Source organism: Arthrobacter sp. 2MCAF15 (assembly GCF_052115605.1).
GTDB lineage: Bacteria > Actinomycetota > Actinomycetes > Actinomycetales > Micrococcaceae > Arthrobacter.
Map to the genome: position 1 here is coordinate 44,026 of NZ_JBFRGZ010000006.1, position 21,552 is coordinate 65,577.

At 65.1% G+C, this 21,552-nt stretch carries 27 protein-coding genes and 1 pseudogene; 14 read left to right on the forward strand and 14 right to left on the reverse strand.

Translation table 11 applies throughout. The features are described 5' to 3' along the window. Positions 1–10 precede the first annotated feature (10 nt). Both AB4089_RS08940 and AB4089_RS08945 read left to right on the forward strand, forming a co-directional pair. On the forward strand, positions 11–748 hold the full coding sequence (locus AB4089_RS08940) for a ferredoxin reductase (RefSeq protein WP_441408933.1): 738 nt from the start codon (positions 11–13) through the stop codon (positions 746–748). Beyond that, positions 745–1,089: a DUF6510 family protein gene (locus AB4089_RS08945; RefSeq protein WP_441408934.1), complete on the forward strand. Its 345-nt coding sequence runs from the start codon at positions 745–747 to the stop codon at positions 1,087–1,089. Before AB4089_RS08940 ends, AB4089_RS08945 begins: the two co-directional genes overlap by 4 nt. On the opposite strand, the gene AB4089_RS08950 is transcribed toward AB4089_RS08945, so the two are convergent. Beyond that, entirely contained in the window at positions 1,086–1,220 is a 135-nt protein-coding gene (locus AB4089_RS08950) for a hypothetical protein (RefSeq protein WP_441408935.1), read from the reverse strand. The genes AB4089_RS08945 and AB4089_RS08950 overlap by 4 nt on opposite strands. A gap of 172 nt (positions 1,221–1,392) precedes the next feature. Here AB4089_RS08950 and AB4089_RS08955 point away from each other — a divergent pair, with 172 nt between their 5' ends. Genes AB4089_RS08955 through AB4089_RS08965 form a run of 3 tightly spaced genes read left to right on the forward strand, consistent with a single transcriptional unit; the run spans position 1,393 to position 5,092 of the window. After that, on the forward strand, positions 1,393–4,059 hold the full coding sequence (locus AB4089_RS08955) for a PEP/pyruvate-binding domain-containing protein (RefSeq protein ID WP_441408936.1): 2,667 nt from the start codon (positions 1,393–1,395) through the stop codon (positions 4,057–4,059). Between the two features lie 44 nt (positions 4,060–4,103). Then, positions 4,104–4,529, forward strand: coding sequence for a GNAT family N-acetyltransferase (locus tag AB4089_RS08960; RefSeq protein WP_441408937.1), 426 nt, complete (start codon positions 4,104–4,106; stop codon positions 4,527–4,529). Between the two features lie 56 nt (positions 4,530–4,585). Beyond that, positions 4,586–5,092 carry a hypothetical protein gene (locus AB4089_RS08965; RefSeq protein WP_441408938.1) on the forward strand — a complete coding sequence of 169 codons (507 nt, stop codon included), beginning with the start codon at positions 4,586–4,588 and terminating at the stop codon, positions 5,090–5,092. A gap of 19 nt (positions 5,093–5,111) precedes the next feature. Here the strand turns inward: AB4089_RS08965 and AB4089_RS08970 are convergent, their stop codons facing one another. Continuing rightward, on the reverse strand, positions 5,112–5,462 hold the full coding sequence (locus AB4089_RS08970) for a DUF3846 domain-containing protein (protein ID WP_441408939.1): 351 nt from the start codon (positions 5,460–5,462) through the stop codon (positions 5,112–5,114). 377 nt (positions 5,463–5,839) lie between these two features. On the opposite strand from AB4089_RS08970, the gene AB4089_RS08975 reads away from it, so the two are divergent. After that, positions 5,840–6,487 (forward strand): hypothetical protein, encoded by a 648-nt coding sequence (locus tag AB4089_RS08975; RefSeq protein WP_441408940.1) that lies wholly within the window; start codon positions 5,840–5,842, stop codon positions 6,485–6,487. Positions 6,488–6,547: 60 nt separating this feature from the next. On the opposite strand, the gene AB4089_RS08980 is transcribed toward AB4089_RS08975, so the two are convergent. From AB4089_RS08980 to AB4089_RS09010, 7 genes are all read right to left on the reverse strand, one after another. Then, the gene (locus AB4089_RS08980; protein WP_441408941.1) at positions 6,548–6,901 is read right to left on the reverse strand and encodes a hypothetical protein; all 354 of its coding nucleotides are present in this window, start codon (positions 6,899–6,901) and stop codon (positions 6,548–6,550) included. A 65-nt stretch (positions 6,902–6,966) separates the two neighbouring features. After that, complete coding sequence (locus tag AB4089_RS08985; protein ID WP_441408942.1) at positions 6,967–7,386, reverse strand: cupredoxin domain-containing protein; 420 nt, start codon at positions 7,384–7,386, stop codon at positions 6,967–6,969. A gap of 111 nt (positions 7,387–7,497) precedes the next feature. Then, positions 7,498–8,289 (reverse strand): MerR family transcriptional regulator, encoded by a 792-nt coding sequence (locus AB4089_RS08990; RefSeq protein WP_441408943.1) that lies wholly within the window; start codon positions 8,287–8,289, stop codon positions 7,498–7,500. Between the two features lie 155 nt (positions 8,290–8,444). After that, positions 8,445–9,224, reverse strand: coding sequence for an SDR family oxidoreductase (locus AB4089_RS08995; RefSeq protein ID WP_441408944.1), 780 nt, complete (start codon positions 9,222–9,224; stop codon positions 8,445–8,447). Continuing rightward, complete coding sequence (locus AB4089_RS09000; RefSeq protein ID WP_441408945.1) at positions 9,221–9,976, reverse strand: carboxymuconolactone decarboxylase family protein; 756 nt, start codon at positions 9,974–9,976, stop codon at positions 9,221–9,223. The genes AB4089_RS08995 and AB4089_RS09000 overlap by 4 nt, the downstream gene beginning before the upstream one ends. A gap of 146 nt (positions 9,977–10,122) precedes the next feature. Then, the gene (locus AB4089_RS09005) at positions 10,123–10,749 is read right to left on the reverse strand and encodes a DedA family protein (protein WP_441408946.1); all 627 of its coding nucleotides are present in this window, start codon (positions 10,747–10,749) and stop codon (positions 10,123–10,125) included. A 71-nt stretch (positions 10,750–10,820) separates the two neighbouring features. After that, positions 10,821–11,213 (reverse strand): VOC family protein, encoded by a 393-nt coding sequence (locus AB4089_RS09010; protein WP_441409074.1) that lies wholly within the window; start codon positions 11,211–11,213, stop codon positions 10,821–10,823. Positions 11,214–11,397: 184 nt separating this feature from the next. Here AB4089_RS09010 and AB4089_RS09015 point away from each other — a divergent pair, with 184 nt between their 5' ends. Together AB4089_RS09015 and AB4089_RS09020 are read left to right on the forward strand one after the other, a co-directional pair. Continuing rightward, a complete protein-coding gene (locus AB4089_RS09015; RefSeq protein WP_441408947.1) occupies positions 11,398–12,384 on the forward strand; it encodes an aldo/keto reductase in 987 nt (328 codons plus the stop codon). Positions 12,385–12,573: 189 nt separating this feature from the next. Beyond that, the gene (locus AB4089_RS09020; RefSeq protein ID WP_441408948.1) at positions 12,574–13,284 is read left to right on the forward strand and encodes a GAF and ANTAR domain-containing protein; all 711 of its coding nucleotides are present in this window, start codon (positions 12,574–12,576) and stop codon (positions 13,282–13,284) included. Here AB4089_RS09020 and AB4089_RS09025 read toward each other — a convergent pair. The 4 genes and pseudogenes from AB4089_RS09025 to AB4089_RS09040 form a co-directional block, all read right to left on the reverse strand. Then, positions 13,256–13,639, reverse strand: coding sequence for an SHOCT domain-containing protein (locus AB4089_RS09025; RefSeq protein ID WP_441408949.1), 384 nt, complete (start codon positions 13,637–13,639; stop codon positions 13,256–13,258). The two genes, AB4089_RS09020 and AB4089_RS09025, sit on opposite strands and share 29 nt — an antisense overlap. Before the next feature lie 109 nt (positions 13,640–13,748). Then, a pseudogene (locus tag AB4089_RS09030) lies at positions 13,749–14,084 on the reverse strand (SHOCT domain-containing protein); the annotation flags it as partial. Positions 14,085–14,108: 24 nt separating this feature from the next. Further along, entirely contained in the window at positions 14,109–14,264 is a 156-nt protein-coding gene (locus tag AB4089_RS09035; RefSeq protein WP_390202628.1) for a hypothetical protein, read from the reverse strand. A gap of 115 nt (positions 14,265–14,379) precedes the next feature. Continuing rightward, positions 14,380–14,856, reverse strand: coding sequence for a VOC family protein (locus AB4089_RS09040; protein ID WP_441408950.1), 477 nt, complete (start codon positions 14,854–14,856; stop codon positions 14,380–14,382). A gap of 190 nt (positions 14,857–15,046) precedes the next feature. Between AB4089_RS09040 and AB4089_RS09045 the strand changes: the two genes are divergently transcribed. Together AB4089_RS09045 and AB4089_RS09050 are read left to right on the forward strand one after the other, a co-directional pair. Continuing rightward, positions 15,047–15,490 (forward strand): DUF3054 domain-containing protein, encoded by a 444-nt coding sequence (locus AB4089_RS09045; RefSeq protein WP_441408951.1) that lies wholly within the window; start codon positions 15,047–15,049, stop codon positions 15,488–15,490. 88 nt (positions 15,491–15,578) lie between these two features. Further along, entirely contained in the window at positions 15,579–15,860 is a 282-nt protein-coding gene (locus AB4089_RS09050) for an Lrp/AsnC family transcriptional regulator (RefSeq protein ID WP_441408952.1), read from the forward strand. A 136-nt stretch (positions 15,861–15,996) separates the two neighbouring features. Here the strand turns inward: AB4089_RS09050 and trpD are convergent, their stop codons facing one another. Then, the gene (gene trpD / locus AB4089_RS09055; RefSeq protein ID WP_441408953.1) at positions 15,997–17,058 is read right to left on the reverse strand and encodes an anthranilate phosphoribosyltransferase; all 1,062 of its coding nucleotides are present in this window, start codon (positions 17,056–17,058) and stop codon (positions 15,997–15,999) included. Between the two features lie 148 nt (positions 17,059–17,206). Here trpD and ctaE point away from each other — a divergent pair, with 148 nt between their 5' ends. The 4 genes from ctaE (at position 17,207) to qcrB (ending at position 21,547) form a co-directional block, all read left to right on the forward strand. Then, a complete protein-coding gene (ctaE, locus tag AB4089_RS09060) occupies positions 17,207–17,845 on the forward strand; it encodes an aa3-type cytochrome oxidase subunit III (protein WP_230009034.1) in 639 nt (212 codons plus the stop codon). Between the two features lie 85 nt (positions 17,846–17,930). Beyond that, entirely contained in the window at positions 17,931–18,719 is a 789-nt protein-coding gene (qcrC, locus tag AB4089_RS09065; RefSeq protein ID WP_441408954.1) for a cytochrome bc1 complex diheme cytochrome c subunit, read from the forward strand. Between the two features lie 100 nt (positions 18,720–18,819). After that, positions 18,820–19,893, forward strand: coding sequence for a cytochrome bc1 complex Rieske iron-sulfur subunit (gene qcrA, locus AB4089_RS09070; RefSeq protein WP_441408955.1), 1,074 nt, complete (start codon positions 18,820–18,822; stop codon positions 19,891–19,893). After that, positions 19,871–21,547: a cytochrome bc1 complex cytochrome b subunit gene (gene qcrB / locus AB4089_RS09075; RefSeq protein WP_441408956.1), complete on the forward strand. Its 1,677-nt coding sequence runs from the start codon at positions 19,871–19,873 to the stop codon at positions 21,545–21,547. The genes qcrA and qcrB overlap by 23 nt, the downstream gene beginning before the upstream one ends. Positions 21,548–21,552: the final 5 nt, after the last annotated feature.

Consider the following 21,552-nt stretch of genomic DNA (forward strand, 5'->3'; position numbering starts at 1 on the left):
GGCAGGACATATGAGCACCCTGTGGCGCGTCGCCGAGGTGGTCAGTGGAGTTCCCGAAACGGAATCATCCAGAACCATCGGGCTGCGCGTGGACGGTCTGAACGGCAACCTTGCCGGCCAGCACATCGATGTCCGGCTCACGGCTGACGACGGTTACACAGCCGTGCGGTCCTACTCCGTGGCGACGGCCGGAATGGACGAAATCCTGGAGATCACGGTTGACGAATTGGCCAACGGGGAGGTCTCCCCATATCTCGTGAGGGACCTCATGGTCGGAGACCAGCTGGAGATCCGGGGCCCCGTCGGCGGCTGGTTCGTCTGGCGGCCAACCGACCCGAACCCGGTACAGCTGATCGCCGGAGGCTCCGGCGTCGTCCCGCTCATGGCCATGATCCGCGCCCACGAGGCATCGAAGAATCCTTCACAGTTCCGGCTGCTCTACTCACTCAAGTCGCCGGAGACCGGGTTCTATCGGGACGAGTTACTTACGTTGAGCCGGGAATCCCCAAAGCTCACCGTCGACCATGTATACACACGCGCAGTGCCAGAGGGTTGGCCAAGCGCCCCGAAGAGACTCACCGCAGAAACACTGCTGGCGAACATCCTGCCGGCGGAGGCTGCCCCCGATATCTTCATCTGCGGCCAGACGATGTTTGTCGAAACGGTCACAGACTGGCTCGTGAAGGTGGGCTATCCGGCCGCCTCAATCAAAACCGAACGCTTCGGCGGAACGGGAGGAATCCGGTGACTGGCAGCAACGGCTCTTCCCCTGGCGCCGAGGACCCGCGCCTCGAGGACCAGGACATCGCCGGCACCCCGGGCAATCCAATACCTCACCTCGATGGAAACGCGGCGGCAGGACAGCTGTGGGAACTGTTCCGCATTGACATCGTCGCCGCGATCGGTCGATGCAAGAACTGTGGCGCCGTCAGGGTCTTCGGGGAAGCAGCCGTCTACGCCGACGCTCCGGGAATCGTTGTGCGCTGCAGTTCCTGCGGGGGCGTCCTCCTGCGTCTCGTTGAGACGCCCACCAAGTTCTGGCTCGACGTCAGCGGACTCAGCTACCTTCAGATCGACCGGGAGAGCTAGGTCAACGGCTTTGGTGTCCGCCCGGCAAAGCCGGCAGCCGCGGCGATCGTGTGGTTCGGGTCGGTTCCGAGCCTGACAGCCAGATTTTCCGCCGCCTGGATTACTGATATCTCGGACTCGAATAGTTTCATGGGCCTATTCTGCCCGAACCCAATCTTATGGCTCCGGGGACCCCCGGGTCGTGCGGACATTCCTACCCGGACCTGCGGAGCAGCTATGGCCTCTTGCCTGCCGTGGTGTCAGTATGTTGGGAATCAGGCTCAATCAGGGCAGCCCCGTTCCGGGCAGAAAGGACGCGCAGTCATGACCTACATCATCAACTTCGGCGATGTGGGACAGGGCGACGTCGCCTTGGCCGGCGGTAAAGGCGTCGGGCTGGGAGGCCTCGTACGGGCCGGACTCCCTGTCCCACCCGGGTTTGTGCTGAACACCGCAGCCTATGCGGATTTTGTGGCGGCCAACCACCTCGCAGCGGGCATCCGGGAGCTAGCCTCCCTGTCGCCGCAGTCGACGCCAAGGGACTACGAGGATGCCTCCAAAGGGATCCGCGCCTTGTTCGCCGGCGGAACCATGCCGGCCGTAATCGCAGCAGAACTCGGCGCCGCCTACGGGCTTCTCGGCGACGGAGATACGGCCGTGGCGGTGCGCTCCTCCGCCACAGCCGAGGACCTGGCCTCGGCCAGCTTCGCCGGCCAACAGGAGACCTACCTCAACGTCCGCGGGGTGCAGGCCGTGGCCGCGGCTGTGACTGATTGCTGGGCATCCCTGTGGACTGCGCGCGCCATGGCCTACCGCGCACGTGAAGGCATCGAACCGGACGCGGTCCGCCTCGCGGTTGTGGTCCAGCGGATGGTGGAGGCCGAGGCGGCCGGGGTCATGTTCACCGCCAATCCGGCCAACGGACGCCGCGACCAGACTGTGATCAGTGCCGCGTGGGGCCTGGGCGAGTCCGTGGTCAGCGGAACTGTCACCACTGACGACGTCGTTGTCGAAGCGGCGGCGGGCAGCGTGCTGTCGCGCCGGACTGCTGACAAGGAGGTCATGACGGTCTACGCGGAGCACGGCACGAGGGAGCAGTCCGTGCCGGCGTCCCGCCGCCGTGAGCCAGTTCTGGATGACCGTGCCGCGGCCGTGCTGGCCGCTTACGGGGCACGGATTGCGGACCATTTCGGTACGCCGCAGGACATTGAGTGGGCGCGGGCCGGTGACGAGTTCTTCATCCTGCAGTCCCGGCCGATCACGGCGCTGCCTGAACCGGCGGCCGACACCCCCGATGTGTGGACGGTGCCCTACCCGAAGGGAATGTACTTCCGGGCGAGCATCGTGGAGCAGTTGCCGGACCCGCTCTCGCCGCTGTTCGCCGACCTCATTGACGGCTCCGTCACCCGGTCGCTGAGAGCCTTGATGGCCGAGGCCGTCGGTCAGAACGTCATCCGGGAGGACGACGTCGGACTGCCTACCGTGAACGGCTACGCCTACTATTACTACCGCAACTCCGGTATGTGGCGGGTGATGGGCAAGTCGCTGACCGCGGTTCGCGCGCTGGCCCGCGGCAAGGCGCACATGGGGGTGGCCGGGTGGCGGGACTTTTCGCATCCGCGCTACGAGCGGGTGATCCAGGATTGGTCGGCGAAGCGGGTCGGGGAGCTTTCCGGTGAGGAACTGCTTGAGGGTGTGCAGGCGTTGCTGGACGCCGGCACGGTGTACTACACGGCGGTGCAGTCGATCATTCCGATCGCGGCGACCAGCGAAGTCACCTTCCGGGCGTACTACGACAGGCTCGTCCGCCGCGATGGGGATCCCCCGGCGCAGACGTTCCTCCTCGGCTACGACAGCGAACCCATCCGGGCTGAGAAGTCACTGTACGACCTCGCGGTGTGGGCCCGGGGAGTTCCAGGGCTTGCACCGGCGATCCTCGATATGCCGACGGCGGCACTGGTTGAGTCGCAGCGCACCGGGTCCATCCCGGCCGGTTTCGACCAGACACTGTGGCAACAGTGGCAGACGCGCTTCCAGGCCCACCTGGACCGGTTTGGCCATGCGGTCTTCAACCTGGATTTCCTCACCCCGGTGCCGGCCGATGATCCGTCGTCGCTGCTGGAGACGGTGAAGTTCTACCTGCGCGGGCAGGGCAATGACCCGCACGAGCGCCAGCGGCTGTCGGCCGCACGGAGGGAGGACCACACCAATCTGGCGGTTAGCCGGCTCGGGCCAAAGCGGCGGGCCGGCTTCTTCCGGTTGCTGCGGTGGGCGCAGAGCGCGGCTCCGATCCGCGAGGACGCCCTGGCCGACGTCGGCCTGGCCTGGCCGCTGCTGCGGCGCATGCTGCTGGAACTCGGGCAGCGTCTGGTTCACTCCGCGGTCATTGCCCAACCGGCCGACGTGTTCTGGCTGCGCGAGCAGGAACTGCGAAGCGCCGTCGAGTTCGGCCTTGCCGCGCCGGGCGAACCGCCCGCAGTGGCAATCACCGGGGCGGACCGGCCCGTCCGCGCGGACGCCGTCGAGGAGCGCAAGATGCTTTGGCGGGGCCAAGCCAAGGCCGCTGCCCCGCAGTTGCTCCCGGAGAGCCGGTGGATGCAGCGGGCCTTCGGGAGCATGATGCCCGCAGGCTCACAGAACCAGCCGGGCGACATTATCAAGGGCGTCGGCGCAAGCGCGGGTCGGGTCACCGCTCCGGCGCGCGTCCTGAGAGGGCCCCAGGATTTTGCCCTGATGGTCCCCGGGGACGTCCTGGTGGCCCGCATCACGACGCCGGCTTGGACCTCGCTGTTTGCGATGGCCTCCGCGGTGGTCACCGACGTCGGCGGCCCGTTGAGCCACAGTTCAATCGTGGCCCGTGAGTATGGCATTCCCGCCGTGCTTGGCACCGGGGTGGCCACCCAGCGGCTCACCAGCGGGCAGCGGATCCGCGTGGACGGCGACGCCGGTACCGTCACGATCGAGCAAACTGCTACTGGGCAGGAACCGTGACCGGATACCCTCCGGTGAGAGGACAGCCGTGCAACACTGATCCGATGGCCGCGTTCAGCATCGATTCTTCCGGCGAATTTTCCGACGCCGAAGTCCTGTCCCTCTACGAGTCCGTGGGGTGGACTGCCTACACACGGGACCCCAAACTGCTCGCCCGCGCCATCCGAAGTTCCTCGTATGTCGTCACGGCTCGGGACGGGAAGGGCGGCCTTGTCGGCCTCGCCCGGGCGATTTCCGATGATGCGAGCATCTGCTATTTGCAGGACATCCTGGTGCACCCGGCATTCCAAGGTGCGGGAATTGGGCGGGCCCTGGTTGAGAAGGTCGCCGCGAGATACCAGCACGTCCGTCAAACCGTCCTCATCACCGACAATGAGCCTGGGCAACGGGCCTTCTATGAGGCCATGGGGTTTACCGAAGGGTCGGACTTCACTCCGGAGCCCGTGCGCGTCTTCGCTCAATTCCGCTAGATGCACCTTCCACGGACCAGATGGCCCGGCGTAGTGCCAGGGCGTAGATTGTGGGCATGGAACAGATTTCCTCCGGCCGCCGGGAAACGATCGCTGACGGACTTCTGGGCATTGCCGAGTTCAGCCACGCCCACTGGTTCTTCGGCAACCTCTACGAGGCCATCGTCAAGGTCCCGCACCGCGTCGCCGCCTCGGAAGCAAGCCCTGAACTCCCCCGGTCGCCCTTTGGAGCGGGAAGCCCGGGCCGCTACTACGCCCCGATCGCACCGCTCAATGCGCCCGTCGCCGTCGCTGCCGTCGTGGCCGGCTGGAAGCATTCCAATACCAGAGGCTGGCTGATAGTCGCTGCCGTGGGCTCCGCGACTGGTGCGGCCGCCACCGCGTACTTGCTCCGGTCCATCAACCCCCGCTTGTTCTTCAGCCCCCACCCGCTGAGCGAGATGCGCCGCAAACCCCTGCTGGCGCGGTGGTACCGGATTCACGCCATCAGGCTCACGGCCAGCGCCATTGCGCTCGTAGCCATCCACCGCGCGCGGACAATCCGGCTGACCAGCCGCGGATGAGGTTCCGTGCGATCCCCCGTTAGGCAACCAGCCGGGTGTCGAACATTTCTTCTGCCCGCCGGATCAAAGGCTCGGGGACGTCTGCCTCCTCGCCGAGATCGCCGCGGCCCAGAAACACAGCGGTGCCGCGTGCTACCCCTGCCAGATCCAGGCCGCAGTCATCCATCAGCTGGGCGGCGCGCAGGTTCGGCGGAAGGTTCACAATCACGCCTTCGGCGTTGAGGAAGACACGCCAGTCACCGCGTGTCACGTCCTCAATGTCCCCGCCAACCAGGCTTTGCAGGGGCTGAAGGCCGGGTTCAACAGATTCAATCCGGATAGGTTCGGCGAGTTGAGATGGAATTATCAGTGCTGTGTATGCGGTTCTCATTTTTGGTCTGTAGTTGTTAACAACCCTGGCTGAAGGTGTGTTCCCTGACGCCGGGCCACGGGCCTTGCCTGATAGTCATTGTCCTGCTGATCTTCGGCGCTATTGCCGGCCGCAGGAGCAGGGTCTAGAGGATCCGAAGCGTTTTGGGCAGCCCGACGCTCTCATCAAGGCACTCATGAACGAGGACCTCGTCGATGAATATTTTCTGCTGGTCTCGCCGATTGTGCCCGGATGTGGCATGAAGATGCCGCCGTCCCGACTGGCAACTCAGCGGAAAAGCCCGCAAGCTAGATAGGGGGTAACCAAGGAGAGCCGAACGCGCTCCAGCCGCACAGGAAGGCCCCGCAATTCCGAAACCAAAACGGCAACTCAATCCATTGATCCTCAAGTACCTCAAAGCCGGCCAGCCCGCCCGTGCTGCTGCCGGAGGCCTTGGCGAGCTCAAGCCGGTCGAGCCGGCCGCCCGGCGGGAAGGGCTGCCGCTTCTCGGCCATGACCAGGTCTACGTGATGAAGTACGGGACCGAATACCATACGGCGTGGTGTCCCGTCGTGGCCGACAAATGGAGCCACGCACCCCGGGGACTGCTCGTTACCCGGTTCGCGGACGCCGGGGCGCGTACACCGTGCCAGGAATGCGACCGGCACCTGAAAGCAGCCAGGGCGATGCCCGAACCGGAATCCCCCCTCCGTCCAGGAACCACGCTGGAGCCTGACGCCGTGATCCCGCTGACGGTCGTAGGCGTCGCCCACGGAATCCTCTTCCTGGCCGCGGGGCCCGAACATCAGGAACGACTCAAGGAGACCGCGGTGGAGCCGGCAACCCCGCTGCTCGTGGGCGGGCGGCGGGACGGCATGGTGGTGCGGGTTGAGGCCGCCCGCGACGAACCACTCCTGGTTGTCCAGTTGGACCCCCGCGCCACGTTCCTGAGCGGCCCCTACCAGGTGCGGCTGCGCCGTCCACTGCAGCGCTCGGCCACCAAACCCTACGCCGTGGAGTGCGTCGAACCCGCGCCGCAGGGGTAGCTTCAACAGGCAACCGGACGGCAGCAGGCCATATCCGGCGTGCCCGCGCGCCAGACGACGTCAGCGCTGAAGGGCTTCGCACCCCAGGCCGGAAACAACCCAGCCACCAGGAACGGTGCGGCTGACACCCACGATCCAGTCACCACTGCGCACCGTCTGCTCATCAACTTGTTTCCATTCATCGGTTGGGGCCCCGGCAGGCGCGACCACCAACTTGGCCCACCCCGCAGCGGCCGCCTCAGGCGTCGGATCCCCCGGGACACTCGTGTCGATATCCGCGACATAGGCACCGTGACACGCCACGGTCGACACCGCTTCCCTAGCCATATCGGTCGACGCCGGTGCCGTGGCACACGAGGACAAGGCGAACAGGAGAACGGCCGTCATTCCGCCCGCGCGGACGGTTTTTCCCATGGGCGAAACCGCACTGCCGGGGCCGCACGACGCATATGCTCCCCGTGCTGAGCTCAAGTCCGCGGTCACTTAACGGTCAGTGAGCCGTGCATGTTGGAGTGATACCTGCAGTGGAAGGGGTAGGTGCCCGGCTGTGAAGGTGCTTTGAAGGTGGCCGTACCGCCGTTTTCCTTGACCTCGACATCAAAGAGTGTCGCATCCTGGTCAGCCGTCACCGTGTGCTCGGCCGTATCCAGGTTGACCACCTTCACCTCAGCACCGGGAGCCACCGAGCCGGGGATCTCGTAGGCGAAGCTTTTGATCGTGATGGCCGCCGCGGCGGCGGTTGCCGCCCCGCTCCCCGTTCCTGGCGCGGTCGACGCCGCCGGGGCAGAGGTTGCGGCCGTCGTGGCCGGCGCCGGTGTTCCGCCACCTCCGGCACACCCGCTCAGCCCTATCAAAACCGTTGCCAACACAAGTGCAGTCCGTGCCCTGTTGCTCGTCATGATGTGCCGTCCTCGATGCTGGAGGGGGCTGCGGAATCAGCCCGGCTTCCTTCCATTCTGCATCCGCCGCTTCCAAAAAGCACCGCGAAAAAGCTCGGCCAAAGGACGTTGTCAGGATTGCGCTCTTACCTTTTCCAGGTAGGCCATCAGTCCGGTCAGTTGCTCCGCGGACCATGGCAGATCGGCGCTGAGGGCGGCGCTATTTTCCTGCCACATGGAGCGGGCGGCGGTTTTGGTCTGCTCGCCCGAGTGGAACAAGGATCCGACTTCCTCCCAGGCCCTGGCCCACTCCCGGACCGACGGATCCGAGACCGGCGTCCCGTTCCCTGCGTGCCGGAGGCCTTCCTCGACCAACGCGGTCCACCGGGTTTTGGCCGCCTCGAGGCGGCCGACGCCGAGTTCTGTTCTGCGGTCGGCCAGTTCCTGGCGCTGTTCGGTTGTGAAGTGGTTTTCGAGCACGGCAATCATCTCCAATGTTGATAGGAACTGTTCCGGGTCCGGCATGGCGGGCCCGTCCTCGTATGAAGCGTCGTTGTGTGAGGGGTCGATGCGTGACAGCAGGTCCCGTAGCCGGTCCTGGACTGCCTGGATCTGCTCGGCCTGCCGGCGAGTGTGTTGCAATTGCCTCTCCAGGAGCGTGCGCAGCGAGTCCATATCATCGGCGGCGGTCCCCAGCGCGGGGCCGATATCGGCCAGCGGGAATCCAAGCATCTGCAGTGCACGGATCCGGTAGAGCCGCCGCACGTCTTCCTCGGTGTAGCGGCGGTGGCCGGCAGAGGTCCGCTTGCCTGCCGAGAGCAAACCAATGTCGTCGTAGTGATGGAGGGTCCGGACCGTGACGCCACCCGCGCTGGCGAGTTCGCCGATGCTCCACTGACCTGCCGCGCCGCTCGTCTCTTTCATGTGGACAACCGTAGATCCTCACGCCGCGTGAGGATCAAGACCCACCGTGTCGGCCGCTGCGGCGGCCCCCCGAACCGGCGAGGGGCTGTCCCGCCCGGTCAGCCGGCTATCCCGACGTCGGCGACCGTTTTCCATGCTGCCAGCGTCCCGGGGAGCTAGTGCCCGGCGGCGCCGAGATCGTCCCGCACCCGTGCGGGCTCGTCGGCGAGCGGCATGTTGGCCGCGTCGCCGACGCCGTCGAGTGCGCCGGCGGCGTCCGCTTCAAGCCGGTCAAACAGCGCGTCAAAGTCCTCCGGTGCCGGGCCGGCGGTTGCCACCAGTTCGAAGGTCTTGCGCAGCGCGGAGCCCGAGCCCAGGCTCCGGACCAGGACTTCCGCAATCTGTCGGCGTGCGATGACCCCGTCGCTGGAATTTCCGGCCTGGCGGGTGTCGCCCTGCAGGAGGACGAGCCTGTGCTCGTCGGACGCGTTGTAGTCGAACCATCCGGGCCGCACGATCGTATAGGGCAACCCGCTGGCCCGCACCAGACGCTCGGAGCGCCGCTTCCAGTCGTGCGCCTCGGTCGATAGGTTGTAGGCGCCCGTGCGGTTGGTGACGCCGATCGCCGTCATCAGGGCGATGCGCGCCGTGCGGAAGCCCAGTGCGGTCAGCACGTTGCGCACCCCGCCGTAGTCGATGCTTTCCGCCCCGGCTTTGCCGTCGTGGGAACCGTGGGTGAACACGACGGCGTCGATCCCCTCCACGGCAGCGGCCAGGGTTTCCGGCCGCGTGAGATCCCCGAAAACCACTTCGGCCCCGGCAGGCAGTTGCCCGGCCTTGCCAGGATCGCGGACCAGGGCGCGGGTGAGGTACCCGTGCCGGAGAGCCTCTTCGACCACCAGATGCCCAATGCTGCCGGTCGCACCCACAACAAGGACCGCGGTGGGGTCAGTCATGCCGGGACGACTTCGTTGAGGACCCGCAGCGCGTTGAGAGTCCGGGGGTAGCCGATGTAGGGCAGCAGCGCGGTGATGACCTCCAGCAACCGGGCGCGGCCGTTGCCGACGTTGAGATTTGCGGCCACGTGGCCCCTGACTTGCGGCTCGCAGCCACCGAGCGAGACGAGCATCGCCAGGGTGAGGAGCTCGCGCGTGGGCACGTCGATGCCGGCGCGGGTCAGGTGGTCGCCAAAGCAGTTGGCCGAGAGGTAGCGCTGGAAGTGGCTCTCGTCGTCGGCCGCCGAGGCGTGCATCGCATCGATGACGCCGGCACCGGCGATCACCTTCTGGACGGCGAGGCCCTTCTCCGCACGGTCGGCGGGCGTAGTCGTGGACTGGCCCGGCAGGGGCAGTTCGATCCCGCGTTCGGTGAGGACCTCGTTCGTGGCGTGAATGAAGTCGAAGACCTTGGCCATTCCCACGTAGGGGACGGCCTGGTAGACGATCTCCTTGACTTCGACCGGGCTGACGCCGACGGTGAGCGCCGCGCCGAGCATCACCCGGTATTGCCCCAGCGCCTGCGAGGCGATCATCGACGCGAGCTGGACCATGAGCCGGGTCCTCGTGTCCAGGTCTCCGTGGCCGAGCACTTCGTCGAAGGCGAAGTTGCCGAAGGACTCGATGAGCTCCGGGTCGGTGACGGCCAGGGTTGAGACGCGCCCCGGGAAGAGCTCGTCGAGGTTCTTGCGGGCTGCTGCGCTGATGGCCATTGCTGTCCTGTCGTTCAGAATCGGGGAAGAGACGCTCGTAACGCTCACCTGCCCAGCAAACTGCAATCAACGCGAATGAGGGAGCGCCCCCTGCTACGAGTACTGCCAGTACCCCCTTCGCGGGCGCCCAGCGAGCATCGGGAAAATTAGCGGACGCCCGAAGCTCCCTCGGCTTTCCGCCGCCGCCTGCGAACCTGCCAGATAATCAGGCCAATCACCGCCAACACCCCGACGACGACGGCGATGTCCCGCCCTGCCGCTTTGGCCACGGCTTCATAGGAGTTACCGGCCACGAACCCCAACAGGACGAACCCCACACCCCAGAGAATGCCGCCGGCGACGTTGAAGGCGAGAAAACGCGGATAGGGCATCCGGGCGGATCCGGCCAGGGCCGGCATCACGGCCCGAAAGAACGCCACAAAGCGTCCCAGGAAAACGGCAGCCCCTCCCTTGCGGCGGAGAAAATCCTGCGCCTCATCCAGTCTGGTTCGCTTCTTCCGAAAACCCCGCAACTCAAGGAATCTGGGGCCCAAGTGCTTGCCCACCTCGTATCCCACCGAATCCCCTACGACAGCGGCCATGACCACCAGGACCATCATCAGCCACAGCTGTGCGTTTCCGCGGCTGGCGACGACTCCGCCCAGAACCGCAGCAGTCTCCCCCGGGATCACAAAGCCCACAAACAGCGCGTCCTCGGCGAAGACGAGGCCGGCCACGATCACGTACGCCAGGAGGGGCGGGAAGTTCAGGATATTTTCGACAAACTGCGTCATCGTGGCCCTGCTTTCAGACCGATCCTCGTGCTGCCGCGGCGGGCAGTTGACGCCTCGGCGGGCGGCTGTGCCTAAGGCTGAAGGACTTCCGTGGCGTCCGGCCGGGTGGCTTCCTGGAGGACCCAGCGGTTGCCGTCCGGGTCACCGAAATAGGCGAACAGGACCCCGCCCATGTCCTGGACCTCGCTGATCTCCGCCCCCCGTTCGAGAAGCTCAGACCGCGCCGAGGCCATGTCCGGGACCACCAACTGCAGGCCTTCCAGGATCCCAGGCTGCATGCTGGTCATCCCTGTGCCGATGACTATGGAAGTGGCGGAACCAGGCGGGGTGAGTTGGACCACCCTCATGCCCGGTATGTATTCCACGTCGTGGTCCAGGACGAAACCGAGCCGGTCGGTGTAGAACGACTTGGCTTTGTCCACATCGGCGACAGGTACTTGTACGACCTCAAGGCGCATCTCCATGCGCCTCACAGTACCTCCTCTTGCGCAGGTGGCTCCTTCGATTCACCTATGTGTCTCCGATCAGCACGCTTTGGGGGATGCCCTGCCAGTACACCTTTCATCAGGGACTCCCATACAGTCCCTGGGGCAGGTTGACTGGAGGCGCTGGGTCCACACCCCGCGCACAACAAACTGAGGAGACACGATGCACACGCGAACTCTCGGACAGGGCCTGCAGGTCTCGGCTGTCGGCCTTGGCTGCATGGGCATGTCACAGGGCTACGGCCCGAACCCCGGCGACCGCCAGGCGATGATCGCGGTGCTCCGCGACGCCGTCGATCTCGGAATTAGCTTCTTCGACACCGCAGAGGTGTACGGCCCCTTCGTCAACGAGGAACTGGTCGGTGAGGCACTGGCCCCGATGCGGGACGAGGTGGTGATCGCGACGAAATTTGGCTGGCGGATCGAGGACGGCAAATCGGTGGGACTCGACAGCTCCCCCGAACGGATCAAACGGGTCGCGGACGAGTCGCTGCGCCGGCTGCGCGTAGACAGCCTCGATCTTTTCTACCAGCACCGGGTCGACCCCAATGTTCCCATCGAGGAAGTGGCAGGCGCAGTGGGCGAACTCGTCCAGGCCGGCAAAGTCCGCCACTTCGGGCTATCGGAGGCCTCAGCCACAACAATCCGGGCCGCGCACGGAGTCTTCCCGGTGACAGCCGTCCAGAGCGAGTACTCCCTCTGGACACGCGACCCGGAATCGGCGGTACTGCCAACGCTGGCCGAACTGGGTATTGGATTTGTACCCTTCAGCCCCCTCGGCAAAGGCTTCCTCACCGGCACCGTAAATCCGTCCACGCCATTTGCAGACGGCGACATCCGGGGCACCATCCCGCGTTTCACCGCCGAGAACCGGGCCGCCAACCAGGCACTCGTGGACCACGTCGCCGGGCTGGCCGCCGCCAAGGGCGCAACACCCGGCCAGGTGGCGCTGGCGTGGCTCCTGGCCCAGCAGCCGTGGATCGTGCCGATCCCAGGCACCCGTCGCCGGGTGCGCCTCGAGGAAAACACGGCCGCAACCGCCGTCGCGCTTTCCGCTGACGAGGTCGCAGACTTGGATGCCGTAGCTGGCCGGATTGGTGTGCAGGGTAACCGCTACAACGACCTGCACATGGGTCTCGTGGGGCGGTAGCAGGCAGTCCTCGCACTGATCGCGACCTGCAATGACCTGCAGGGTGGGTTTATTCTTAGCGATTAAGAGCAGTTGTCCGGTTCAGTGTGCACCGGATTCTGCCGTACCGGGATGATGGGATCTGAGGCTCGAAAATGGACGTTGCACACGCCGCACGGGTGCCAGCCCAGATTCATCGCGGTGCTGCGCATGGCTGATTCCGGCGTCCAGACCGGGGCCAGCAAGGACGGCGGTGATCTGTGCTCTCCTTTCCTGGACGAGCTGCCCATTAGCGGTGCTGCGGTATCCATGTTCGGCGGCGCCGCCCCGGAGACCCTGGTCTGTGCAACCGATGCACTGGCGGCCCGGCTTGATGAGCTGCAGTTTGACCTTGGCGAAGGGCCACGATGGGAGGCTCTTCGCAGGCGGCTCCCAGTGCTCGTCCCCGACGTGCGATACACCCAGCCGTACTCGTGGCCGGTATTTAGCAAGGCTCTCCTGGAGACAGAAGTCGCAGCGATTTTCGTCTTCCCACTGACGTTGGGAGCACTGGACCTGGGCGTCGTGGAACTTCACCACACAGCGCCGGGCAGCCTCAGTTACGCCGACTCGACGAAGGCGGGGGTGCTCGCCGGCCAAACGGCATGGCATCTTCTCCGCAGGGTTCTCGCTGTGCACTCCCCCGACACGGATCCCACGGTGGATGCTCCCCTGATGTCCAGACGGGAAATCCACCAGGCAACCGGCATGGTCCTCGCACAGGCAGAAACCACCGCCACCGAGGCCCTCCTGCTGCTGCGCGCGCACGCATTCGCCAATGCGCTGACACTTCGCCAGGCGGCCGATGAGGTTCTGCAGGGCCGGCTCAGCTTCGTCCGGGGCAATGAAGAGCTCAGGCCTGGCTCAACGCCTTGGCCTTGACAGCATCGAACTCCGCCTGGGTCAGGGTGCCGGCGTCGAGGAGTTCCTTGGCCTTTGCGATTTCCTGGGTCGGGGACGCTGAGGCGACCGAGCGGATGTACTCGTTTGTGGCCGCCTGCGCCTCCTGCGCGCCCTTGGCCTGGCGCTCGGCCATGCTGCGGCCCCGCGCAATCAGATACACCAGCACGGTGAGGAACGGCACGAAGACGAGGAACAGTATCCACACGGCCTTGAGCCAGCCGTTCAGGTCACGGTCCCGGAAAATGTCCGTGATGACAGCAAACAGCGCGAAAAGGTAGGCGACGAACGCAAATCCCCAAAAGAACAGCCAAATGACGTTCCAGAATTGCTCCACGGGAGCCATCCTTTCGTTCTGAGGAAGCCCCACTGGCATCCCCCTTAGGCGCCAAAGTAGTCTTCCGGGCAACCGGCGGTTAGGACCATAAGGCCTGAATTTGCCGAGGTCAAGGCCCCATACCACCGCGGATGCGGTCCGAACCAGGCGCCTCCCAGCCGATCGCCTTGGCCTTGAGCATCTGGAATTCCTCGCCTGTGATGGTTCCTTCATCAAGGAGCTTCTTGGCAGCGGCGATCTGCTCGGCCGGGTTGGCGTTGGCGGTCCGCCGGATGTAGTCAGCCATGTCGTCCTTCGCAACGTCCTGCCGCGCTGATTGCCGGATGGACATTTGCTGCACGTAGAACATCATGTACGCCAGGCAGCCGAGTAGCGGGAACAACAGAACGCCAAGAATCCACAGGGCCTTCACCCAGCCAGGCCGCAGGCTGTCCGCAAAGATGTCCCGGAAGACGAGGACGGGCTGGGACTAGAAGAAGTGCAGCTCGCTGGCCGCGTCCGGGGAAGGATGCACCACGGGGGCCTGGCCGAGTTCGAGCAGGATGTCGTTAATGCTCAGCTGGCCGGCCAGCTGAGGATCCAGCTGCACCGGGACAACAGCCTCCGGAACGGCGTCGCTACTCATGCCACGATCATATGTGCCGGCCACTGCTGCGCCCGGGGGCCACGCCGATCGGGGGCACTGACAGCTTGGCCAGGGCATTGACTTCAGGGCAGCCGACGCCGGGACCCCAGGCGCGTCAGGCGCCGTCGTACGCTTCCTGAAGGGCGGCGATGTCCAGCTTGCGCATGGCGAGCATTGCCTGCACGGCGCGCTGGGCGCCATCGGCGTCGGGGCCTCCGATCAGTTCTCCCAGCACGGACGGCACCACCTGCCACGAGAGCCCGTACCGGTCTTTGAGCCACCCGCACTGGCTTTCCTCGCCCCCGTCGGTCAGGGCGGACCAGTAGCGATCAACTTCTTCCTGCGACGCGCAGTCGATGACAAGGGACACTGCCTCGGTGAAAGTGAAGACTGGTCCACCATTCAGCGCCGTAAAGGTGCGCCCGTCGATCTGGAAGCGGACGGTCATTGCCTGGCCGGCGGGCCCGGGACCGGCGTCGCCGTACCGGGAAACATCGAGGATCTTGCCGCCGTCGAAGAGGGAAACGTAGTACTCCGCCGCCTCCTCGGCCTGGTTGTCGAACCACAGGCAGGTGGTGATCTTTTCACTCACAGCGCTCCCCTTGCGTTCGCCCGTGCCGCCGGGTGGCTCCGGCGGCGATCAGTGGCTTGGGACCGAGCCTAGCCCCACGGTGATTTTGCGCACAACGGGTCCCTGGCGCCCCGCGGACCACCGCCGGAGGAAGCTCACGGCCGCTGCCCCGCCCCGCGCAGCCCAGCCGGACGGGACTAGGCTTGGAGGTATGCCCTCTCCAACCCCGAGCCTCCCCCACCCCTCAGCCCCGGACGCGCAAAAAACCGGCCTCCGGCCGGCGCAGGCGGCCACCCTGGCCGCAAGCGCGGACGCCCTCCTGATTCTGCTCTTCGCGGCGATCGGTCGCGACGCGCACCAGCGCGGCGAGATCATCACCGGAGTCTTTGCGACGGCCTGGCCGTTCCTGGCGGGTGCGGCCGTGGCATGGCTTGCCCTGCGGCTGTGGCATGACCCGCTGCGGGTGTGGCCCGCCGGCGTCGCCGTCTGGCTCGGAACCGTCGGTGTCGGCATGATCCTGCGGGCCGTCACGGGCCAGACGGTGGTGCTGCCGTTCATCATCGTGGCCCTGCTCAGCCTCGCCGTATTCCTCCTGGGATACCGTCTTGTGGTCGCGGGCGTTCGGCGGTTGCGTTCCCGCCCCCGCAAGGGCTGATGCACTAGGCTTGCAGAAGATGGCAGCGCCCGGGCAAGGGCCGCCGACAGGCCCGCAAACGGCGCAACCGATCCGGAAAGGCTCACACGTGGTCACCGCATTCGTCCTGATCAAGACAGACGCTTCACGCATCCCGGAGACCGCCGAGGAAATCTCCGCCATCTCCGGCATCAGCGAGGTCTATTCCGTAACTGGCGAGTGGGACCTGATCGCCATCGCCCGGGTCGCCAAGCATGAAGACCTGGCCGAAGTCATCGCCGACAAGCTCTCGAAAGTTCGCGGCGTCGCCCACACCACCACGCAAATCGCCTTCCGCGCGTACTCCCAGCACGACCTCGACGCGGCCTTCGCCCTCGGTTTCGAGCAGTAGCCGGCAACTGGCAGCGCAAGCAACACAAACGACGGGCCCGGCAGAATCTGCCGGGCCCGTCGTTGTAGTGGGTGCTTTATTGTCAGGCGTGCCTTGCGGTGATGCGGTGCCTGTGGTCAGGGCCGCCTGAGTTCGCTCAGGCGGACTGAGACAGAGCGACCCACCTGTCCAGCACGGCGGCCGCAGCACCGGATTCAACGGACTGCTCGGCCCGCTTGAACGCGGCTGCCATGCGTTCCGTGAGCGGACCCACAGCGTCGAGGTCGAACGCCACCAGCCCGGCCGCGGCGTTGAGCAGCGCGGCATCGCGGGCCGGCCCCGGCGCGCCGCCAAGGACAGCGCGGACGACGGCGGCATTTGCCTCGGCGTCGCCGCCGCGCAGCTCTTCCAAAGTGGCCTGCCGGATGCCGAGATCGCGCGGGTCAAACATCTTGTCCGTGACCTCACCGTTGCGGATCTCCCACACCCGCGACGGGCCAGTGGTTGTGAGCTCATCCAGGCCATCGTTCCCCCGGAAGACGAGGCCGCGGCTGCCTCGTTTGGCCAGCACTCCGGCCACCAGGGGGGCCATCTGCTCATTGGCGACGCCCACGGCCGAAGCCTGGACATGCGCGGGGTTGATCATGGGACCCAGGAAGTTGAAGGCAGTCGGAACGCCGAGTTCGCGGCGGGCGACGGCGGCGTGGCGCATCGAGGGGTGGAAAACCTGGGCGAAACAAAAAGTGATTCCCGCCTCCTCGGCGTTGCGTGCCACGCGGGGAATGGGGAGGTCCAGTCGGACGCCGAGGGCTTCCAGGACATCGGCGGATCCCGAGGAGGACGACGCCGCGCGGTTGCCGTGCTTGACCACCTTGGCACCGGCGCCGGCCGCGATGAGGGCGGCCATCGTGGAGATGTTGACGGTGTTCTGCTGGTCGCCGCCGGTGCCGACGATGTCCAGCTTCTCACCGGGGATGTCTATGGGGTTGGCATTGGAGATCATCGCCTCCACCAGGCCAGCCAACTCATCCACAGTCTCGCCTTTGGACCGCAGCGCCACCAGGAACCCGGCCACCTGGGCCGGCGTCGCCTCGCCCGACATGATGGAGTTCATGGCCCATTCGGTGCTCCCGGCGGTGAGGTCTGCGCCGCCGATGAGTGCGTTGATGAGCCGCGGCCAGGTGTTGCCTGCCGCCGGTGCGGATGCCTGAGAAGTCACCTCCCGATGCTATCGAGGTCGGCCCCGCGATGACCAATGTGAACCCCTCCGGGAACTTTTCCGCGCGAATTCGCGTCTTTGTAGAAAAAGTCCTCCGAAAAGGCGGTTTGCGTTGGGCAGTACGGAGTTTTATAGACATAATGTCTATGTGACATCTGCGACCCATGCCCCCAGTACCCCGGCGCACCCGACGCTGAACCGCCCCAACATGGTTTCTGTAGGAACCGTTGTGTGGCTGTCCAGTGAGTTGATGTTCTTCGCCGGTCTCTTCGCCATGTACTTCACACTCCGTTCGACTTCCGGACTGATGTGGGCCGAAGAGACAGCCAAGCTCAACTTCCCGTTTGCGCTCGTCAACACCATCGTCCTCGTGGCAAGTTCCTTTACTTGCCAGATGGGCGTCTTCGCTGCCGAACGGCTCCAGCCGCGCCGGACCGGCGGACGCTTCAGCTTCACCCAGTGGGGAATGAACGGATGGTTCATCCTGACGTTCCTCATGGGTGCTTTCTTCGTCGCCGGCCAGGCGACCGAGTACGCCATGCTCGTTTCCGAGCATGTTTCGCTGTCCTCCAACGCCTACGGTTCAGCCTTTTACATCACCACCGGCTTCCACGGCCTGCACGTGATCGGCGGCCTGATTGCCTTCCTGCTCATCATGGGACGTTCCTTCGCGGCGAAGAAGTTCGGGCACTTTGAAGCAACTTCGGCGATTGTCACCTCGTACTACTGGCACTTCGTGGACGTCGTCTGGATTGGCCTCTTCCTGGTCATCTACGTCCTCAAGTAGCAGGTTTGACTCTTTTTCTACAAGAGGCAGAATTTATAGAAGCGGCTCCCGGAGCCACCGCAGGATCGAAAAAAGGAACCACCACGTGAAGGCACTCTCGCAGAAGCGACGTCACCCACTGGCAGCAATAGCACTGCTGCTGATGGGCCTCTTGGTCACGGGTGGGCTGTACGCCGTTGCCACCACCGTCAACCAGGCCAAGGCCGACACCACCACTTACAGCGCAAGTGACGTAGAGGAAGGCGGCAAGCTCTTTGCCGCCAACTGCGCCACCTGCCACGGCATGGGTGCCAGTGGCTCGCAGGCCGGGCCTTCCCTTGTGGGCGTCGGTGCCGCTGCTGTTGACTTCCAGGTCGGCACCGGCCGTATGCCCATGCAGATGAACGGCCCCCAGGCCCAGCAGAAGCCCGCCCAGTTCAACGAGGAACAGACCAAGCAGCTCGCTGCTTACGTTGCCTCGCTCGGCCCCGGCCCGGCCATTCCCGAGGCGGGTGTGCTCGACGAGAAGGGCGACGCCGCTAAGGGTGGAGAGCTGTTCCGCACCAACTGCGCCATGTGCCACAACGCTGCAGCTGCCGGCGGTGCCCTCACCCGGGGCAAGTTTGCCCCGGCCCTCGCCGGAGTTTCCGGTCAGCACATCTACGAAGCCATGGTCACTGGTCCCCAGAACATGCCGGTCTTCAGTGACGCGAACATCTCCCCCGAGGGCAAGCGCGACATCATCACCTACCTGAAGCAGATTGAAGCCAACGGTTCACCCGGCGGCGCAGATCTTGGGGCCCTGGGACCGGTTTCCGAAGGTCTCTTTGTTTGGATTGCCGGCTTGGGCGTCATCATCGCGTTCACGATCTGGCTCACGTCCCGCACTTCGTAAGCGGGCCTTACACCTGTAAGAATTTTCTGCTGACACGTCAGCAGTTCGAATTGAAACCTAACTCGGCAGAAGCCGAGACGAGAGAAGGATGAGGCGAATTATGGGCAACCATAGTGACGGCAGTCCGAACCACTCGGGCACCGTAGCTACGGCTGGTCAGAATGGGGTGGAGAAGTTCCAGGATCCTGGACTTCCCCCGCACCGTTTGCGCCTGGCTGACACGGACCCGAGGGCCGCAAAGAAAGCAGAACGGCAGGTAGCCCTTCTGTTCGGGACCTCGGTCGTTGGCACCCTGATATTCCTGGTGTCGTACTTCGCGATCGATCTGGGGAATGATTCCTCGATCGCCACGATCCGCCTCCAGAATGCCTTGCTGGGCATCGGCACCGCGTTCGCGATGCTGGGCATCGGTACCGGCATCGTCCACTGGGCCAAGGCCCTGATGCCGGACCACGAGGTCTCGGAAGAGCGCCACGCGATCCGAACCGAAGAAGACCGCCAGGCCGCCGTCCGCATCGTTGATGACATTGTGGAAGAAACCGGCATCAAGCGCCGGCCGCTGATCCGCAACACTCTGCTCGGCGCGGTCGCACTGGCGCCCCTGCCGGCATTGGCTATCTTCGGTGACCTTGGCCCCCGGCCGGACTTCGCGCTGGCCCACACATTGTGGGCGCCGGCTCCGGACGGCAGACTGAAGCGCCTTGCCCGCGACCCCGATGGCACTCCCATCAAGGCCGCGGACGTCACCATCGGCTCTGCTTTCCACGTCATCCCGGAAGGGCTGAACGAGCTGAGTGAAGGCAAGCTGAACGAGAAGGCCAAGTCTGTTGTCCTGCTCATGCGCCTGGACCCGAGCGAACTCCACCCTTCCCCGGAACGCGTCGATTGGGCCTACAACGGCATCGTTGCGTACTCCAAGATCTGTACCCACGTTGGTTGCCCTGTTGCCCTGTACGAGCAGCAGACCCACCACCTGCTGTGCCCGTGCCACCAGTCAACCTTCGACCTGACCCAACAGTGCAAGGTTATCTTCGGCCCCGCCAGCCGCCCTCTTCCCCAGCTGCCTATCGCAGTCGACGCCGAGGGCTACCTGGTCGCCACGAGCGACTTCCATGAACCCGTTGGACCGAGCTACTGGGAGCGTGAGCAGCATGTCCTCATCCCTAACGCCTGATGCCCCCGTCTTCGTCGCCAAGACTACGGGCGGCCGCATCACTGACTTCGTCGACCAGCGTGTTGGCGGCTCCGGCATCCTCCGCGAGTTCGGCCGGAAGGTCTTCCCGGACCACTGGTCGTTCATGTTCGGCGAAGTGGCGCTGTATTCCTTCGTCATCCTGCTGCTCTCGGGCACGTTCCTGACCTTCTTCTTCGATCCGTCCATGGCGGAAACGCACTACGCGGGCTCCTACACGCCGCTGAAGAACGTTGAAATGTCTGTGGCGTACAGCTCGTCCCTGAACATCTCCTTTGATGTCCGCGGTGGCCTGTTCATGCGCCAGGTACACCACTGGTCGGCCCTGCTGTTCGTCRCCTCGGTGTCCGTGCACATGCTCCGCGTGTTCTTCACCGGCGCGTTCCGCAAGCCCCGCGAGCTGAACTGGGTGGTGGGCAGCGTCCTGCTCATCCTGTCCATGGCTGCAGGCTTCACCGGCTACTCGCTCCCCGATGACCTGCTCTCCGGCAACGGCCTGCGCATCATCGACGGCGTTATCAAGTCCATCCCCGTCATCGGCACCTACACCTCGTTCTTCCTCTTCGGCGGCGAGTTCCCGGGCACCATGATCATCAGCCGCCTGTACATGCTGCACATCCTCCTGGTACCCGCACTCATCCTGCTGATGATCGTGATGCACCTCTTCATGGTGGTTGTGCACAAGCACACGCAGTACCCCGGCCCCGGCCGCAACGACGGCAATGTCGTCGGCTACCCTTTGGGCCCGGTCTACGCGGCCAAGGCCGGCGGCTTCTTCTTCATCGTATTCGGTGTGGTTGCCCTCATGGCGGCGTTCTTCACCATCAACCCGATCTGGAACTACGGTCCGTACGACCCCTCGCCGGTTTCCGCCGGCACTCAGCCTGACTGGTACATCGGGTTCGTTGACGGTGCTCTGCGCCTGATGCCGGGCACGATCGGGGACTGGAAAGTCGAACAGATCTGGTTCGGCCACATGTTCACGTTCAACGTCCTGCTTCCGGCACTCGTCCCGGCCGGCATCCTCTTCACGGTCATGTTCGCCTACCCGTGGATTGAGCGCTGGGTCACCAAGGACAACCGCGAACACCACGTCCTGGACCGTCCCCGCAATGCTCCGACCCGTACGGCGATCGGCATGGCCGGTTTCGTCTGGTACTGCGTAATGTGGGCCGCCGCAGGCTCTGACCTCATCGCCACCCACTTCCACGTGGCCCTGAACGATGTCACCTACTGGCTGCGCGCACTGTTCTTCATCGGCCCGGTCATCGCCTTCATCGTGACCAAGCGCGTCGCCCTGGCGCTGCAGCGCAAGGACCGCGAGATTGCCCTGCACGGCCGCGAAACCGGCCGCATCGTGCGCCTTCCGCACGGTGAGTTCATCGAGGTTCACGCCCCGCTGGACGAGTACAAGCGCTACAAGCTCGTGGGCTTCGAGTCGCCGGCCCCGCTGCCCGCGGTGCCGAACGAACACGGCGTTGTGGACCGCAAGGAAAAGCGCCGCGCTGCGCTCTCCCGCTGGTTCTTCGAGGACCGGGTTGCCCCGGCCACGCCCGCCGAGCTGGAGGCCGCCCACGGCCACCACGGCGCGCACGAAGCGATCGAAGCAGCAGAGTCGAAGTCGCTCAGCCACTAAGAGGC